The 17,322-nt window shown below is 71.3% G+C and carries 10 protein-coding genes; 7 read left to right on the top strand and 3 right to left on the bottom strand.

Annotation, left to right across the window (positions count from 1 at the left end; translation table 11 throughout):
- Positions 1–21 precede the first annotated feature (21 nt).
- On the top strand, positions 22–2,958 hold the full coding sequence (locus LNW72_RS07200) for a glycoside hydrolase family 3 C-terminal domain-containing protein (protein ID WP_250974631.1): 2,937 nt from the start codon (positions 22–24) through the stop codon (positions 2,956–2,958).
- Here LNW72_RS07200 and LNW72_RS07195 read toward each other — a convergent pair.
- Positions 2,945–4,084 (bottom strand): M4 family metallopeptidase, encoded by a 1,140-nt coding sequence (locus LNW72_RS07195; RefSeq protein ID WP_250974630.1) that lies wholly within the window; start codon positions 4,082–4,084, stop codon positions 2,945–2,947. The genes LNW72_RS07200 and LNW72_RS07195 overlap by 14 nt on opposite strands.
- Positions 4,085–4,318: 234 nt before the next feature.
- Here LNW72_RS07195 and LNW72_RS07190 point away from each other — a divergent pair, with 234 nt between their 5' ends.
- The 3 genes from LNW72_RS07190 (at position 4,319) to LNW72_RS07180 (ending at position 10,181) form a co-directional block, all read left to right on the top strand.
- Entirely contained in the window at positions 4,319–5,692 is a 1,374-nt protein-coding gene (locus tag LNW72_RS07190; protein ID WP_250980044.1) for a wax ester/triacylglycerol synthase family O-acyltransferase, read from the top strand.
- Positions 5,693–5,815: 123 nt separating this feature from the next.
- Positions 5,816–7,441 (top strand): MFS transporter, encoded by a 1,626-nt coding sequence (locus LNW72_RS07185; RefSeq protein ID WP_250974629.1) that lies wholly within the window; start codon positions 5,816–5,818, stop codon positions 7,439–7,441.
- 61 nt (positions 7,442–7,502) lie between these two features.
- Positions 7,503–10,181: a SpoIIE family protein phosphatase/ATP-binding protein gene (locus tag LNW72_RS07180; protein ID WP_250974628.1), complete on the top strand. Its 2,679-nt coding sequence runs from the start codon at positions 7,503–7,505 to the stop codon at positions 10,179–10,181.
- Here LNW72_RS07180 and LNW72_RS07175 read toward each other — a convergent pair.
- Positions 10,178–11,089 (bottom strand): alpha/beta fold hydrolase, encoded by a 912-nt coding sequence (locus LNW72_RS07175; RefSeq protein ID WP_250974627.1) that lies wholly within the window; start codon positions 11,087–11,089, stop codon positions 10,178–10,180. The genes LNW72_RS07180 and LNW72_RS07175 overlap by 4 nt on opposite strands.
- A 317-nt stretch (positions 11,090–11,406) precedes the next feature.
- Between LNW72_RS07175 and gdhA the strand changes: the two genes are divergently transcribed.
- From gdhA to LNW72_RS07160, 3 genes are all read left to right on the top strand, one after another.
- Positions 11,407–12,738 carry an NADP-specific glutamate dehydrogenase gene (gene gdhA / locus LNW72_RS07170; RefSeq protein ID WP_250974626.1) on the top strand — a complete coding sequence of 444 codons (1,332 nt, stop codon included), beginning with the start codon at positions 11,407–11,409 and terminating at the stop codon, positions 12,736–12,738.
- Positions 12,739–12,839: 101 nt separating this feature from the next.
- The gene (locus tag LNW72_RS07165) at positions 12,840–13,469 is read left to right on the top strand and encodes an alpha-ketoglutarate-dependent dioxygenase AlkB (RefSeq protein WP_250974625.1); all 630 of its coding nucleotides are present in this window, start codon (positions 12,840–12,842) and stop codon (positions 13,467–13,469) included.
- 154 nt (positions 13,470–13,623) lie between these two features.
- Positions 13,624–15,162: an ATP-dependent DNA ligase gene (locus tag LNW72_RS07160; protein ID WP_250974624.1), complete on the top strand. Its 1,539-nt coding sequence runs from the start codon at positions 13,624–13,626 to the stop codon at positions 15,160–15,162.
- 71 nt (positions 15,163–15,233) lie between these two features.
- Here the strand turns inward: LNW72_RS07160 and LNW72_RS07155 are convergent, their stop codons facing one another.
- Positions 15,234–17,024: a discoidin domain-containing protein gene (locus LNW72_RS07155; RefSeq protein WP_250974623.1), complete on the bottom strand. Its 1,791-nt coding sequence runs from the start codon at positions 17,022–17,024 to the stop codon at positions 15,234–15,236.
- Positions 17,025–17,322 lie beyond the last annotated feature (298 nt).

The raw sequence follows: 17,322 nt of genomic DNA, 5'->3' as shown, positions 1-17,322 counted from the left end.
ATCAGCGACTAGGAGACGCCCGTGCCAGGCACTCCCCACTTCTCCCTACGGCGCGGCGCCACCCGCCGCGGAACCCGTCCCCGGACCCGTCGCGGACGCCCGCGGCACCTCGCCGTCCTGCTCGTGGCGGCCCTGTCGGCGAGTCTGACGCCCGCGGTGGCGGGATCGGCGGCGCAGGCCGCGCCGGGCTCCGACCCCGTCCCCTGCGGGATCACGACAGCGGCGCTGAACCGGCCCGCCACCGCCTCGTCGACCGAACGGTCCGACACCCCGGCAGCGGCGGCGTTCGACGGCAACGCGGGCACCCGCTGGTCCAGCGCCGCCGCCGATCCGCAGTGGCTGCAGGTCGACCTCGGCTCCAGCCGTCCGGTCTGCGGAGTCCAGCTGGCCTGGGAGAACGCGTACGCGAGGGCGTACCGGATCCAGGTCTCCGACGACGGCACCGACTGGACCACCGTCTACTCCACCACTGCGGGCCAGGGCGGCATCGAGACGGTGGCGCTGAACGGCACCGGCCGCTACGTACGGCTGACCGGCATCCAGCGCGCCACCTCCTGGGGCTATTCGCTCTGGGAGTTCAGCGTCCTCACCCCCGGCGGCACCAGCAGCCCGGCGACCGGCGGCGACGGCAGCTGCCCCTGGTCGGGGTCCAGCGCACCCGTGGCCGAGCGCGTCACGCGGCTCATGGCGCAGATGACACAGGCCCAGAAGATCCAGATGGTGCACGGCACCGGCAACACCACGCCGTACGTCGGGAACCTCGCCGCGATCCCGTCCCTGTGCATCCCCTCGATGGGCTTCCACGACGGCCCCGGCGGGGTGGGCGACGCTTTCTCCGGGGTGACCCAGCTGCCCGCGCCCGTGTCGGCCGCGGCCGGCTGGGACACCGCGCTGCAGCACCAGTACGGCGCCGTCGCCGGGAACGAGTTCGCGGGCAAGGGCGCCGATGTGGCGCTCGGCCCGACGCTCAACATCGTGCGCGACCCGCGCTGGGGCCGGGCCTTCGAGAGCTACAGCGAGGACCCCTACCTGTCCGGCGAGATGGCCGTCGCCAACATCCAGGGCATCCAGAGCCAGGGCGTCATGGCGCAGGCCAAGCATGTGGCGGTCTACAACCAGGAGACCAACCGCAACGGGCCGAAGGACAACGCGGTCGTCGACACCCGCACCCTGCAGGAGATCTACCTGCCCGGGTTCCAGACCGCGGTCAGCAAGGGCGCGGCGGCGTCGGTGATGTGCGGCTACAGCACCGTCAACGGCACCTACGACTGCCAGCACCCGTATCTGCTGAACACCGCCCTCTACCAGCAGGCGGACTTCGGCGGATTCGTCACCAGCGACTGGGGCGCGACGCACTCCACCGTGGAGTCCGCGAACAGCGGCATGACGGTGGAGATGCCCGGCGGGTACTACTTCTCGAACTACCTCGCCCAGGCGGTCGCCAACGGACAGGTCAGCCAGGCAACGCTGGACACCATGGTGAGCCGGCTGCTCACCCAGATGTTCGCCTTCGGCCTCTTCGACCGGAAGCACACCGGATCCACCACGGCCCTGGTCACCACCGCCGCCCACCAGGCGACCGCCCGTCAGGTCGCCGAACAGGGCAGCGTCCTGCTGAAGAACACCGGGGTGCTGCCGCTGTCGACGGCGTCCACGCACTCGATCGCGCTGCTCGGCCCCGACGCCGGCGCGGGCGTGCGCAGCGTGGGCGGCGGCAGTGCCGTAGTCACCAGCTCCGGCACGGTCTCGCCGCTGGCCGGGATCCAGAACCGGGTCGCGGGCACCGGCACCACCGTCCAGTACAACGACGGTACGGACATCGCGGCCGCGGTCGCCCTGGCCCGTGCCTCCGACGTGGCGGTCGTCTTCGTGGGGTACGAGGAGGCGGAGTTCGCCGACCTGAAGGGCATCGACCTGTCGGCCGAGCAGAACGAACTGGTGGAACAGGTCGCCGCCGCCAACCCCAGGACCGTGGTGGTCCTGAACACCGGCTCCGCGGTCACCATGCCGTGGCTGGGCCGGGTGCAGGGCGTGCTGGAGGAGTGGTACGCCGGGCAGGAGGTCGGGAACTCCGTCGCCCGGCTGCTGTTCGGCGACACCAACCCGTCGGGGAAGCTGCCCGTCACCTTCCCGGCGAGCCTGGCCGACGTGCCCGCGCACACCGCGGCCCAGTGGCCGGGCACCGACGGGAAGGTGCAGTACTCGGAGGGGCTGAAGGTCGGCTACCGGTGGTACGACGCCGGCGACGTCACCCCCCTCTTCCCGTTCGGGTTCGGGCTGTCGTACACGACGTTCGCCTTCTCCGGACTCCAGGTCGGCACACCGGACGCGAGCGGCAACGCCACGGTCTCCGCGACCGTCACCAACACCGGCGGCCGCGCCGGCGCGGAGATCGCCCAGCTCTACGTCGGTGCTCCGGCCGCGACGGGTGAACCGGTCCGGCAGCTCAAGGGGTTCCAGCGGGTCGAGCTGCAGCCGGGGGCGAGCCGGCGGGTGCAGTTCACCGTCACCGCGCACGATCTGGCGCACTGGTCGGACACCACGGCCGGCTGGACGACCACCCCGGGCGACTACCGGATCCTGGTCGGCGACTCGTCCCGCAACCTGCCGCTGACCGGGACCCTGACGGTCGGCACACCGCTCTCGGCCAGGACGGTGACCAGCACCGTCACCGGCACGGGCAGCGTCACGGTGACCAACCCGCACGGTATGAGCAGCCGGGCCGGAACCCCGGTGCGGCTGGCCATCGCGGCCCGCGGCACCGGATCCGCCGGGTCCACCGGGTCCGGCCCGGTGTTCACCGCGACCGGGCTGCCCGAGGGCCTGTCGATCAGCCCGGCCGGGGTGATCTCCGGGACCGCGACGGCCCCGGGCACCAGCACCGTCGCCGTCACCGCGACCGGCGCCACCGGGGCGACCGACACGGCCGGCTTCGTGTGGACCGTCAGCCGGTCCTGACCTCGCCGGCGTGGCCGGTCCGCGCCGTGCCGCCGTGAGCGGGCGACGGCACGGCGCGGCCGACCACGTTGACGGCGGTCCACGCGGCGCCGACCGCCGCGTACTGGCTGCTGGCCGCCCCGTACAGGTCGCGCGCCGCGGCGAGGGTCGCGGTCCGCGCCGCGTGGTAGTTGGTGGTGGAGGTCATGTACACGGTCAGCGCCCGATACCAGATCGCCGCCGCGGTGTTCTGCCCGATCCCGGTCAGCACCGAGCCGTTGACGGTCGGGCTGTTGTAGGAGATCCCGTTGATGACCCGCGGGCCGCTGCCCTCGGCGAGCAGGAAGAAGAAGTGGTTGCCGATCCCCGACGCCACGTGCGGGTCGAGGTTCGGGACCGACGTCGACCAGTAGTCGGGTGAGACCCCGTCCCGGGACGGCCGGTCCATGTAGCGCAGCGGGGTGCCGTTCCCGTTGAGGTTCGCCTTCTCGCCGATGAGGTAGTCCGGCACGTCGGCGGGGATGTTCGCGGAGAACTCCACCATGGTGGCGAAGATGTCGGAGGTGCTCTCGTTGAGCGCGCCCGCCTCGCCGGTGTAGGTGAGCCCGGCGGTGGCGGAGGTGATGCCGTGGGTGATCTCGTGCGCGCCGATGTCGATGGTGGTCAGCGGATGGGCGTTGTCCGAGCCGTCGCCGTAGTTGATGCAGCCGCAGGCGTCGCTCCAGAAGACGTTGGTGTAGTGGTTGCCGTAGTGGACGACGCTGCGGACGCCCTTGCCGTCGTTCCTGACCCCGAGCCGGTTGAACGAGTACTTGAAGTAGTCCCACACGGAGACGGCGGCGAACTGGGCGTCGACGCCCGCGGACTGGAGATTGGCCGGCAGGCCGTTGCCCCAGATGTTGTCCGCGTCGGTGAGGATGGTGTTGGTACGGCCGTCGACGGTGACGGTGTTGCCACGTGTCGGGTCCTGGAGCAGATAGGCCGAGGTCGTCTTCGTGGTGGTCAGCGGGACCTGGCCGTCGTGCACCCCGTAGCCCGTACCGAGGGCGGGGGAGTCGGCCGCGGCCGTTCCGGTGCCCGCGCCCATGACCGACGCCAGCAGCGCCGCGGCCGCGAGAGCGGCCCCGGCGGTGAGTCTCCGTCGCATCTGACTGCCTTCCTGTCGCCGGCGCGGGCGCGGTGGCGCCTCGCTCTTGGGGCGCCGGGTGGGCGCCGGGACGAAGCATGACGGTACGGACACGATTCTTGGCAGGGGCCCGTCAAGAATTGGCGCGCCTTCGCCGGTCAGGAGGCCGGATACGTTCGGCCGGCGGCCGGTATCCGACCCCAGGCGCCCTGGACGCGGCCGGTGCTCCCCTCTACGGTTGCGTCCGTGGACCGGATGAGCGCCTTGGATGCGGGCTTCTACTTCATCGAGGACGAGAACGTGCCGATGCACGTGGGATCGGTCCTGGTGTTCGAGGGGCCGGTGCCGTCGTACGGCGATGTCATCAGACTTCTGGTGTCCAAGCTCCCCGACGTGCCCCGGTACCGGCAGCGGGTCAAGAGCCTGCCGCTGCATCTGGGCCGTCCCGTCTGGGTCGACGACGAGCACTTCCAGATCCTGTACCACGTACGCCACACCGCGGTGCCCGCACCGGGCGGCGACGACCAGCTGCGCAACCTCGCCGGACGGCTCTTCGCCCAGCGCCTGGACCTCACGAAGCCGCTGTGGGAGATGTGGCTCGTGGAAGGGCTGGAGGGCGGCCGCTGGGCGCTCATCTCCAAGGTGCACCACTGCATGATCGACGGCATAGCCGGTACCGACATGATGCAGCTGGTGCTGGACTGGCGTAAGGACAGCGAACTGTCCGAACCCCGGCCCTGGACACCGGAGCCGAACCCGTCCACGTTCGACCTCGTCGCCGACGGCGTGCGCGACGCGGTGCTGACCCCGCTGGGACATCTGGCCGCCGTGCCCGCCCTCGCCCGGCGGCTGCGCAGCGGCTCCGAACTGCTCGGCATCGGCCGCGCCCTGGCCGGCAGCCTGCCGGACACCGCCCGCCGGCTCACCACCCGCGCGGCCGGCTCCCTCAACGGCTCCCTCGGCCCGCACCGCCGCTGGGTGTGGGCGAAGGCGGACCTGACGGAGACCAAGGAGATCCGCAAGGTGACCGGCGGAACGGTCAACGACGTCATCCTCGCCGCGATCACCCGCGGCTTCCGCGATCTGCTGGAGAGCCGCGGTGAGCTGTCCGAGGGCATGGTGGTCCGCACGATGGTGCCGGTCTCCGTACGCTCGCGGGACCAGCGCAACAAGCTGGACAACCGGGTGAGCGCCGTCCTGCTGAACCTGCCGGTCAGCGAGCCGGATCCGCAGGCGCGGCTCGCCGCGGTGCGCGAGCAGATGGACGACCTCAAGAGCAGCCGCCAGGCGGCGGGCGCCGACGCGATCACCGGTATGGCGAACTTCGCGGCGCCCACCCTGCTCGCGCTGGGCTCGCGCACCGCCATGCGCTTCCCGCAGCAGTTCCTGCAGACCGTCACCACCAACGTGCCGGGCCCGCGGGTGCCGCTGTACATGCTGGGCCGGCGGCTGGCCGAGATCTACCCGTACGTGCCGATCGCCAGCACCATGCGGATCAGCGTCGGGATCTTCTCCTACCTCGGCCAGATCACCTTCGGCATCAACGCCGACTTCGACGGCGTACCCGACATCCAGGTGCTCGCGGACGGGGTCCGCGCGGGCTTCGACGAACTGCTCGCGCTGACCTGACACGCGCTCCGTCGCGGCCCCGGTGATCGATTGGCGGGGCCGTGCGGGCAGGCTTAGCCTCGAAGGAGTGACCGAATCGGTTCACTTCTGACCTGAGGCGCACGCATTCCCGCAGGCACTCTCATGACGGACTCTCAGACAGCATCCCCGGAGTCTGCCGCATCCCCGGAGCGGGGCCGCGGCAGCGGTATCGCACTCCTCGTCATCTGTTCGTGCCAGCTGATGGTGGTCCTCGACATCACCATCGTGAACATCGCCCTGCCGCACATCCAGACCTCGCTCGGCTTCTCGACCGAGAACCTGTCCTGGGTCATCAACGCCTACACGCTGACCTTCGGCGGACTGCTGCTGCTCGGCGGGCGGCTGGGCGACATCCTCGGCCGTCGCCGGGTCTTCATCTTCGGTGTGCTGCTCTTCGTGCTCGCCTCGCTGCTCGGCGGACTCTCCCAGGAATCCTGGCAGTTGCTCGCGGCCCGCTCGCTGCAGGGCGTCGGCGGCGCCATCGCCTCTCCCACCGCCCTCGCGCTCATCACCACGACCTTCCGCGAAGGACCCGAGCGGAACAGGGCGTTCGGTGTGTTCGCCGCCGTCTCGGCGGGCGGCAGCGCGATCGGGCTGCTCGCGGGCGGACTGCTCGTGGAATGGCTCGACTGGCGCTGGGTCTTCTTCGTGAACGTGCCCATCGGGCTGCTGATCGTGCTCGCGACCCCCCGCTTCATCCGGGAGTCCGAGCGCCACGCCGGCCACTTCGACATCGTCGGCGCGCTCACGTCCACGCTGGGCATGGTGCTGCTCGTCTACGGATTCATCCGGGCCTCCAAGGACGGCTGGAGCGACAGCGTCACCATCGCGGCCTTCGCGGCGGCCGTGGTGTTCCTGTACCTGTTCATCAGCATCGAGCGCCGGTCGAGGCAGCCCATCACCCCACTGTGGATGTTCCGCGACCGCAATCGCGCCGGCGTCTACGGAATGATGCTGAGTCTGTCCGCGGCGATTTTCGGGATGTTCTTCTTCCTGACCCTCTTCGTGCAGAACATCCTGGGATTCAGCCCGCTGCGGGCCGGCCTCGCCTTCCTGCCGGTGAGCGCGATCATCGCGGTGGCCGCGGGGTTCACCTCGCAGCTGCTGCCCAAGTGGGGACCCAAGCCCTTCATGGTGGTGGGGGCGGTGCTGGCCGCGGTGGGACTCGGCTGGCTGACGATGACCGATGTCGACAGCACGTATCTGGGCAGCATCCTCGGCCCCATCCTGGTCTTCGGCACCGGCATGGGACTGCAGTTCGTGTCACTGACGCTGATGGCGGTATCCGGCGTCGAGGCGAGAGAGACGGGCGCGGCCTCCGGGATCCTCAACGCCACCCAGCAGGTGGGCGGGTCGCTCGGGCTGTCCGTCCTGGTCACCGTCTTCGGCACGGCCAGTCGCAACGAGGCCACCGACCAGGTCCCCCGGTTCCTGGCGCAGGCGACCCCGGCCCAGCAGCTGGAGTTCCGCAGGACCGGGCAGCTCCCGTCGCCCTGGGGCGACCAGGTGCTGACCTCGGGCATCTCGACGGCATTCGTCGCCGCGGCGGTCTTCGCCGTCGTCGGTGCGCTGATCGCCCTGCTGGTCATTCAGGTACGCCCCTCCGACCTGGAGCGTCTCCAGGGTGGCGGCGCTGTCCCGCTCGTGCCCGCAGAGGCGGGCGAGACGGCTTCCGAGGCGTCGCCGCGAGCGTCGGACACGCGCGATGTTCCCCCTCCGCCCGGCTGAGCGCCGGGCTCGTGCACTCCGACCACTCGCTTACCGGGGTCAACCGGGGTACACATAGGCCATGGCCCGGTTGACGGTCCGATCCTCGGGCGCCCAGCCGGCCGGCCGACGCAGGTGGATCAGGGGGATACGCAGCGTCGCCGGCCAGGTCTTCGCGCTGCAGGTGGTCGTGGTGCTCCTGTTGGTGCTCGCGGCGGTGCTGGCGCTCGTCCTGGAGTCGGAGCACGACAGTACGCAGGAGGCCCGCAACCGGTCGGTCGCCGTCGCCCAGACCTTCGCGAACTCCCCGGGAATCGTGGCGGCGCTGCGGTCCCCGAACCCGACCGCGATCCTCCAGCCGAGGGCAGAGGCCGCCCGGATCAGCTCCGGGGTGGACTTCATCGTCGTGCTGAACACCGACGGCATCCGCTACACACACCCCAAGCCGGACCGCATCGGCAAGAAGTTCGTCGGCAACTTCGAGCCGGCCCTGCAGGGCCAGGTGATCACCGAGCGGATCATCGGCACCATCGGGCCACTCGTCCAGGCCGTGGTTCCGGTCCGGGACACCGACGGCACGGTGGTCGGACTGGTCTCCGCCGGGATCACGATCACCAAGGTCAGCGGGGTCGTCAACGGCCAGCTGCCGCTCATCCTCGGCGCCGCGGCCGTCGCGCTCGCCCTTGCCACGGTCGGGGCGGCACTCACCAGCAAACGGCTGCTGCGGCAGACCCACGGTCTGGGGCCGAGCGAGATGACCCGGATGTACGAGCACCACGACGCGGTGCTGCACGCGGTCCGGGAGGGCGTGGTCATCGTCGGCGGGGACGGCAGACTGCTGCTCGCCAACGACGAGGCGCGCCGGCTCCTCGGACTGCCGCCGGACGCCGAGGGGCGCTCCGTGGCGGGCCTCGGGCTCAGCAGCCGGGCCGTGCAGCTGCTGGCCTCGGAACAGGCGGTGAGCGACGAGGTCCTGCCGGCCGGCGACCGGTTGCTCGTGGTGAACGTCCGGCCCACGGACCGTAACGGCGGGCCCCCCGGCAGGGTCGCGACCCTCCGTGACTCCACGGAGCTGCAGGCGCTGTCGGACAAGGCCGAGGCGGGCCGCAGACGCCTGAGACTGCTCTACGAGGCCAGTGTCGCCATCGGCACCACCCTGGACGTCGTGCAGACCGCGCAGGAACTCGCCCGGGTGGCCGTCCCGCGGTTCGCCGACTTCGTCTCCGTCGACCTCGCGGTGCCCGTGCTGCGCGGCGAGGAGCCCTCGGGGACCTCCGGCACCCAGATGCAGCGGGTGGCCGTCAGCGCCATCAGGGACGATGCCCCGCTCTATCCGGTGGGCGAGCCGATCACCATCATCCCCTCCACTCCGCAGGCCTGGAGCCTCGACACCGGGCAGGGCGTCTTCGACCCCGACCTCGCGTCGTCCACCGACTGGAAGGTGCAGGATCCCGAGCGCGCCGACGCGATGCTCGAGTACGGCGTCCACTCGGTCGTCAGGGTCCCGCTGCTGGCCCGGGGCGTGCTGCTGGGCATCGCCAAGTTCTGGCGCTCCGAGCGGGCGGAGCGCTTCGACGAGGACGATCTCTCCTTCGCCGAGGAACTGGTCACCCGTGCGGCGGTGTGCATCGACAACGCCCGGCGCTACACGCGCGAGCACGCGATGGCCGTCACCCTGCAGCACAGCCTGCTGCCGCACGGCCTGCCCGAGCAGAACGCCGTCGAGGCCGCCTACCGCTATCTGCCCGCGCAGGCCGGCGTCGGCGGGGACTGGTTCGACGTCATTCCCCTGCCGGGAGCCCGGGTCGCGCTGGTGGTGGGCGATGTCGTCGGCCACGGTCTGCACGCCGCGGCCACCATGGGGCGGCTGCGTACCGCGGTCCACAACTTCTCCACGCTGGATCTGCCGCCGGACGAGGTGCTGGGGCACCTCGACGAGCTGGTCGGCCGGATCGACCAGGACCAGACGGCCGCGGGCTCCGGCGACGACGTCACGGGAGCGACCTGCCTGTACGCGATCTACGACCCGGTCACACGGCTGTGCACCATGGCCAGGGCGGGCCATCCGCCGCCCGCGCTGGTCCACCCGGACGGGACGGTGGAATTCCCCGAGCTGCCCGCCGGCCCGCCCCTCGGCGTCGGCGGTCTGCCGTTCGCGACGGTGGAGCTGCGGCTGCCCGAGGGCAGCCGGCTGGTGCTCTACACCGACGGGCTCGTCGAGGACCGTGAGCGGGACATCGACGACGGCCTCGAACGGCTGCGCAGTGCTCTCAAGGACGCCGACCGGACCCCGGAGGAGACCTGTGAGGCGGTTCTCGAGGCCCTGCTCCCCGCCCACCCGACGGACGACATCGCCCTGCTCGTCGCCCGCACCAACGTCCTGCCGGCCGACCGGATGGCGGAGTGGGACGTACCCTCCGACCCCGCGGCCGTGTCCGAGGTCCGTGCCGAGGTCAGCCGGAAGCTGGCGAGCTGGGGACTGGACGAGACGGCCTTCGTGACCGAGCTGATCCTCAGCGAGCTCGTCACCAACGCCATCCGCTACGGCGCGGAGCCGATCAAGGTCCGGCTGCTGCTCGACCGCACGCTGATCTGCGAGGTGTCCGACACCAGCGACACCTCACCGCACCTGCGCTACGCCGCCACGATGGACGAAGGCGGCCGGGGACTCTTCCTCGTCGCCCAGTTCGCCGAACGCTGGGGCACCCGCTACACCGCCGAGGGCAAGGTCATCTGGAGCGAACAGCCGCTCCAGGCCTAGCCCGTGGTGAGCCCTACGTCGTCCAGCCAGTCCAGCATCCGCGCGGCGACGACGTCCGGTATCTCCAGCTGCGGCACATGGCCGACACCGGGGAACGTCTCGAAGCGCCAGCCGGGATTGCGCGCGGCCGCCGCGCGGGCCGACCGCACCGGCACCAGCCGGTCCCGCTCCCCGCTCATGAGGAGGACCGGCATCCGCAGCGACCGCATCGCGGACCAGTACGTGTTCCGCCGCGCGTTCACCAGCACCAGTGAGCGCGCGGCGGCCAGGAAGGCCGCGTCGAGCCCCGGCACCGCCGCACGCCGCTCCGCCAGCTCGACCGAGGCGCTGACCAGCTCCTCGGGAACCGCCGACGGGTCGGCGCACACGAGCGCGAGCAGCCGCCGTACCTGCTGCCGGGCCGTGCTCCCGGTCCGCGACCGCGCGAGCAGCCGTTCGCCCACGCCCGGCACGGCGTAGAGCAGGAACGCCGACAGGATCAGCGGATCGGGACCGGCCCCGAACGGCAGCGGCAGGGCGGGGTCCACCAGGACGAGTCCGGTGGCCGTCCCCGGACGGGCCGCCGCCTGCAGGATCGAGATCATGCCGCCCATCGAGTTGCCCACCAGCAGCGCCGGCTCCCCGATGACCTCCCGCAGGAAGCGGTCGAGCAGCGCGACGTTGTCCCGCACCGCCGTGCCCCGGCCCGCCGGCTCCGTCAGCCCGAATCCGGCCAGATCCACGGCCGTCACCCGCAGCCGGGGCGTCAGCAGCGGCGCGAGCAGGCACCAGTTGAGGTGCGACCCGCCGAGCCCGTGCACCAGGACGACCCGCGGCGCGCCCGGCGGCCCCCCGAAGTCGACCCAGTGGACGCGCCCGCCCAGGTCCGCGAAGCGGCTGGTTCCGCCCCAGTGGGCCACCGTCGTCATGGCAGCCAGTATTCGCCGCGGTGCTACCCGGCGGTAGGGGGCGGTGGCCGCGGGATGGGGGACGCATCCGGTGCGGCGCCGCCATGGCGGGTTCCGGCCCGCTCGACGCGCTCTCGAGCGGCCGTCGTCGATGCCCCCTCCACACTTACCAGGAGGTAACCCCTGATTTGTTCTGCGGTACTTGTGGACGTCAGGGGCCCGGTGTGAACATCGACCGCTACGGATCCGGCGGGGCCGCCGTGAACGCCGGGCCCGCCGCGCCCGTAGAACAGCGCACAGTGTTTCCCGTCCGGCAGCCGCTCCTGAATGGACTCGACATGAAGCCTTCCTTCCGTGCCCAGCTGATAGAGCGGAACCCGGGCGAGCCCGAGTTCCACCAGGCGACACAGGAGGTGCTGGAGACCCTCGCGCCGCTGCTCGCGGCGCGTCCCGAGTTCGCCGAGGCGAAGCTGGTCGAGCGGATCTGTGAACCGGAGCGCCAGCTGATGTTCCGGGTCCCGTGGCAGGACGACTCGGGCGAGATCCACGTCAACCGGGGATTCCGGGTGGAGTTCAACAGCGCGCTGGGTCCTTTCAAGGGCGGTCTGCGCTTCCACCCCTCGGTGAACCTGGGCATCGTGAAGTTCCTCGGCTTCGAGCAGATCTTCAAGAACGCCCTCACCGGGCTGAACATCGGTGGCGGCAAGGGCGGCAGCGACTTCGACCCGCACGGCCGGTCGGACTCCGAAGTGATGCGCTTCTGTCAGTCGTTCATGACCGAACTCCACCGCCACCTGGGCGAGCACACGGACGTCCCGGCGGGCGACATCGGCGTCGGCGGCCGGGAGATCGGCTATCTCTTCGGCCAGTACAAGCGCATCACCAACCGCTGGGAGGCGGGCGTCCTGACCGGCAAGGGCCTGGAGTGGGGCGGTTCCCAGGCGCGTACACAGGCCACCGGCTACGGCAACGTCCTGTTCACCGCCGAGATGCTGAAGAAGCGCGGCGAGGACTTCGACGGCCAGCAGGTCACGGTCTCCGGATCGGGCAATGTCGCGATCTACACCATCGAGAAGGCCCAGTCTCTCGGCGCCAACGTTCTGACCTGCTCCGACTCCGGCGGCTATGTCGTCGACGAGAAGGGCATCGACCTCGAACTGCTGCAGCGGATCAAGGAGGTCGAGCGCGGCCGGGTCAGCGACTACGCGGAGCGGCGCGGCGCCTCGGCCCGGTATGTGGCCGGCGGCCGGGTGTGGGACGTGCCCGCCGACGTCGCCCTGCCGTCGGCGACCCAGAACGAGCTCGACGCGGACGCCGCCGCCGTTCTCGTCCGCAACGGTGTGAAGGCCGTCTCGGAGGGCGCCAACATGCCCACCGCCCCGGACGCGGTCAAGCTGCTGCAAGCCGCCGGAGTCGCCTTCGGGCCCGGCAAGGCGGCCAACGCGGGCGGCGTCGCCACCAGCGCGCTGGAGATGCGGCAGAACTCCAGCCGTGAGTCATGGTCCTTCGAGCGCACGGCGGAGGAGCTCGCGACCATCATGCGCGGCATCCACGACACCTGCTACGACACCGCCGAGCGCTTCGGTGCCCCGGGCGACTACGTCACCGGCGCCAACATCGCCGGCTTCGAGCGCGTGGCCTCCGCGATGCTCTCCCAGGGCGTCGTCTGACCGGTCTCCCACGGGCGGTGCCCAGCGGGTGGTGAGCGGTCGGTGAGGTCTCCGTCCCCACGCTAATCGCACAGATGTACGAATACGTATAGGCTGGTCCCATGGCCGTACATCTGCAGAACTCGCTCTTCGACCAGGAGGACGAGATCGCACCGCGCCCGCTCGACGGGCTGCGCCGTACCGACATCGGGCTCGGAGCCTGGATCGACGTGCTGCCGCAGTGGCTCGTCGGGGCGGACGCGCTCTTCGAGGCGCTGGCGCGGGACGTCGAGTGGCGCGCAGAGCAGCGGGTCATGTACGAGCGGACGGTGGAGGTGCCGCGGCTGCTGTCGTTCTTCGGCGACCGCGACGCCCTGCCGCACCCGGCGCTCGACGCGGCCCGCTCGGCGCTGAGCCGGCACTACGCCACCGAGCTCGGCGAGCCGTTCACCACGGCCGGGCTCTGCTTCTACCGCGACGGACGCGATGGTGTCGCCTGGCACGGCGACACCATCGGCCGCGGCGGCACCGAGGACACCATGGTCGCGATCGTCTCCCTGGGGGCGCCGCGGAACCTGGTGCTGCGGCCGCGCTCCGGTGGCCCGGCCGCCGTGCGCATGCCGCTCGGACACGGCGACCTCATCGTCATGGGCGGCAGCTGCCAGCGCTCCTGGGAGCACGCGATCCCCAAGACGGCACGGCCGGTCGGACCACGGATCAGCGTGCAGTTCCGGCCGCGCGGGGTGCGCTGAACCGGTAGCGGGCGGGATCGGAGTGAGGTCTGGGCGGGATCGGGGCGGGGCCGGTCCCGCGCCGGGCCGCTTCGCCCCGGGAGACGGAACGGGAAAGCGGGTACGTATGGGCCACGCGCAGCCTTCACCGCCCCAGCCCTGGAGTCCCCCGCCCATGCTGCTTCACGAACTGGCCGTCACCTCCCAGGCCGTCGGCGCCGAGCCGGCCCGCAACGCGAAGATCGCCCTGCTGGCCGGATACCTCAGGAGCCTGGGGCCCGACGAGCTGCCCGCGGCCGTGGCCCTGCTGTCCGGTGAGTCCCGGCGGATGCGGATCGGGGTCGGCCCCGCAGGCCTGCGCGATCTGCCGCCGCCCGCCGGTGAACCGGAGCTCGGTGTGCGGGAGACCCAGGACGTACTGGCCGCGCTCGCCGCCGTGCACGGATCCGGCTCGCAGGGTGAACGGCGCCGGCTGCTCGAGGAGCTGTTCGCCAGGGCCACCGCGCAGGAGCAGACGTTCCTGAGCGCGGTGCTGGTGGGCGAGCTGCGGCAGGGGGCACTGGACGCGGTGGTGGCGGACGCCGTCGCCAAGGCGGCGGGTGTGCCGGCGGCGGACGTCCGCCGGGCGCTGATGTTCCGCGGCTCCGCCCGCGCCGTCGCGGCGGCCGCGATGTCGGGCGGGAAGGAGGCGCTGCGCGCCTTCGGGCTGGAGGTCGGGCGCCCGGTGCGGCCGATGCTCGCCGCCGCGGCCCCGGACGTCGCCGCCGCCCTGGAGCGGGTGAGCCCCGCCGCGCTGGAGTGGAAACTCGACGGGATCCGGGTCCAGGTGCACCGGAACGGGGACGACGTCTCCGTGTTCACCCGGAGCCTGGACGACATCACCTCCCGCGTACCGGAAGTGGTCGAAGCCGCACGGTCACTGCCCGTACGGACGGCCGTGCTCGACGGCGAGGCCATCACCCTCGGCCCGGACGGCCGGCCCCGCCCGTTCCAGGTGACCGCCGCCCGCACCGCCTCCCGGCAGGACCCGGAACAGCTGCGGGCGGAGGTGCCGCTGAGCGTCTTCTTCTTCGACCTGCTGCACCGCGACGGCGCCGATCTGCTCGATCTGCCCGCGGAACGCCGCTGGGCGGAGCTCGACGACGTGGTGCCGGCGGAACTGCGCGTGCCGCGCACCGTCACCGCGGACGCCGACGACGCCGCGCGCTTCTTCCGCGAGGCGCTGGACCGCGGCCACGAAGGCGTGGTGGCAAAGGACCCGGCCGCACCGTACGCGGCGGGCCGCCGCGGCGCCGGCTGGATCAAGGTCAAACCGCGGCACACCCTGGACCTCGTGGTGACGGCCGCCGAATGGGGTCACGGCAGACGCCAGGGGTGGCTGAGCAATCTGCATCTCGCGGCACGCGGCGAGGAATCCGATCCCGCCCCCTGGGTGATGCTCGGCAAGACCTTCAAGGGGCTCACCGACGAACTGCTGACCTGGCAGACCGCCGAACTGCTGGAGCGGGAGGAGACCCGTGACCGGTACGTCGTGCACGTCCGGCCGGAACTGGTCGTCGAGGTCGCCTTCGACGGCCTGCAGCGCAGCCCCCGCTACCCGGCGGGCCTCGCCCTGCGCTTCGCGCGCGTGCTGCGCTACCGCGACGACAAGACCGCGGCCGAGGCGGACACGGTGTCCACCGTGCGGGCGCTGGCCGCCGGGGAAGGACTGTGAGCCGTCACGTGCGGTGAGCCGTCCCGCCGCGTCCGGGTGCGGTGATCACCGCACCCGGACGAGGCGCGTGCCTACCAGCCCACCGCGACCAACAGGTACTGCGGGTTCGCGTGGGAGACGAACGAGGACTGGCCGGCGTAGTCGTCGTACGGGAAGCCGTACGCCAGCTTGCTGATGCCGTGGTCGTGCCAGAACTTCGCGTAGTAGTTCGCCGGGCCCGCCTGGTAGTACAGGCTGGGATCCGACCACTGCGACTGCGGCAGCGTGGCGACATGCCGGTTGAGCGCCGAGCACATCCCCGGGCTCTCGGCCAGGGTCCCAGCGCAGCCGAAGACGTCGGACGTGGGAGCGTTGACACCGACCGAGTTCGCGTAGGCGGTGTAGTAGTTCGCGTTCACCCCGCCGGCCCGGAACGTCGGGTCGCTGCCCGGCGCGATGATCCGGTACGGGGCCTGGGACTGCGCCAGCACCTTGAACTGCGCCGGCACCTCGTTGATGAACTTCTGGAAGGTGACCGACCGGTCCTCGGCGAAGGTGGCCTGGTCCTCACCGACGGACACGTCGTACCCGTCGCGGGTGTGCAGCCGCATCGCGAGCTTCAGACCGAACGCGTCGACCCGTGTGGTGTTGCCGTTGAAGACGTTCGCGCCGACGGTGAACTCGATGAAGTCGAAGTACTGGCCGTTCGGCGTGCCGACGTAGAAGTACATCCGCCCGGCGGAGTTGACGGGCATGTCGAAGTACGGCTGGTCGGCGATCGAGTGGACCTGCCCGTTGTAGCTCCAGTAGACCTGGCTGTCCGGGTACTTGCCGTTCGTCCGGTTGAGGATCTTCAGCATGACGACGTTCTGCGCGGGCGGAATGGTGCTGGTGTCGCCCCAGAACGAACCGGGGTCCGTCGGGGGAGTGGTGGGCGGGGTGCCCGGGGAGCCGGAGTGCACCTGGAACTCCCACAGCGAGTAGCCGTAGGCGGTGGCCCGGGCGGTGCCGTTCATCCGGACGTAGCGGCCGGTGCCGTTGACGTCGAGGGTCTGGGTGCCGCCGGTTCCGGTGGTGGTGGAGTACACGGTGGTCCAGTTGCCGGTTCCGGTGTCGGAGACCTGGATCTGGAAGCCGCTCGCGTACGCCGCCTCCCACTGCAGGACGACCTGGCAGATCTGCTGCGCCGCGCCGAGGTCGACCTGGATCCACTGCGGGTCGCTGAACGCGCTGGACCAGCGGGTGCCGGTGTTGCCGTCGAACGCGGCGCTCGCCGCACTCGCGGCGTTCTCCGTGGACGACGCGGTCGCCGGACGGTTCAGCGCGGCGTTGGCGGAGCCGCAGCCGCCGGGGGTGAGGACGCCGTAGACCTGGAACTCCCACAGGGAGTAGCCGTAGGCGGTGGCCCGGGCGGTGCCGTTCATCCGGACGTAGCGGCCGGTGCCGTTGACGTCGAGGGTCTGGGTGCCGCCGGTTCCGGTGGTGGTGGAATACACGGTGGTCCAGTTGCCGGTTCCGGTGTCGGAGACCTGGATCTGGAAGCCGCTGGCGTACGCCGCCTCCCAGGTCAGCCCGATCCGGCTGACCGAGGCGGTGGCCCCGAGGTCGACCTGGATCCACTGCGGGTCGCCGAACGCGCTGGACCAGCGGGTGCCGGTGTTGCCGTCGACGGCGGCGCCGGCGGGGGTTGCGGCGTTCTCGGCGGAGGACGCCGTCGCCGGCTTCCCCTGCGAGAGCAGCGCGCCCGCCGCGTGGGCCGGCGGCTGCGTCACGACGAAGAGCAGGCCCGCCAGTAACGCGGTCAGCAGGGCGATGAGCAGAAACGGTCGGCGCTTGTCGCGGCTCAACCGATGGCGCACCAGCAAGGAACGATCGCCTGACATGGCATCTCCTGAACGGGTGGGGGTCCGTGATGGAGCCGGAAACGCCGAGAGAGCGCTCTCCCGGTGGGGTGATGTTTACAACCGCGTTTCCTCGGCGTCAAGAAGTAGCTCCATAATCGCCCCAACCCACCTGCTGACAACGAGGGTTGAACACGCGTGGAGCGCGGGGAACCCGGCCTTTCGGGTTCCCCGCGCTCCACGGTTCTGTGCGCCGGGCCGGCCTAGGCCGTGTCTGACAAATCCCTCCCCCAGCTACCGCTGGGGGTGCCCCCAGCCCGGGGCGCCTGGCACGCACGCT

The organism is Streptomyces sp. RKAG293 (assembly GCF_023701745.1).
Classification (GTDB): Bacteria; Actinomycetota; Actinomycetes; order Streptomycetales; family Streptomycetaceae; genus Actinacidiphila.
Note: the sequence above shows the minus strand (reverse complement) of the source record. Positions and strands in the feature narration are given on the sequence as shown.

What these genes read in the sequence shown, in the direction of transcription:
- LNW72_RS07155 (WP_250974623.1), bottom strand. Translation starts at nt 17,024, where the DNA reads ATGTCAGGCGATCGTTCCTTGCTGGTGCGCCATCGGTTGAGCCGCGAC.
- LNW72_RS07190 (WP_250980044.1), top strand. Translation starts at nt 4,319, where the DNA reads ATGAGCGCCTTGGATGCGGGCTTCTACTTCATCGAGGACGAGAACGTG.
- LNW72_RS07180 (WP_250974628.1), top strand. Translation starts at nt 7,503, where the DNA reads ATGGCCCGGTTGACGGTCCGATCCTCGGGCGCCCAGCCGGCCGGCCGA.
- LNW72_RS07160 (WP_250974624.1), top strand. Translation starts at nt 13,624, where the DNA reads ATGCTGCTTCACGAACTGGCCGTCACCTCCCAGGCCGTCGGCGCCGAG.
- gdhA (WP_250974626.1), top strand. Translation starts at nt 11,407, where the DNA reads ATGAAGCCTTCCTTCCGTGCCCAGCTGATAGAGCGGAACCCGGGCGAG.
- LNW72_RS07175 (WP_250974627.1), bottom strand. Translation starts at nt 11,089, where the DNA reads ATGACGACGGTGGCCCACTGGGGCGGAACCAGCCGCTTCGCGGACCTG.
- LNW72_RS07185 (WP_250974629.1), top strand. Translation starts at nt 5,816, where the DNA reads ATGACGGACTCTCAGACAGCATCCCCGGAGTCTGCCGCATCCCCGGAG.
- LNW72_RS07165 (WP_250974625.1), top strand. Translation starts at nt 12,840, where the DNA reads ATGGCCGTACATCTGCAGAACTCGCTCTTCGACCAGGAGGACGAGATC.
- LNW72_RS07195 (WP_250974630.1), bottom strand. Translation starts at nt 4,084, where the DNA reads ATGCGACGGAGACTCACCGCCGGGGCCGCTCTCGCGGCCGCGGCGCTG.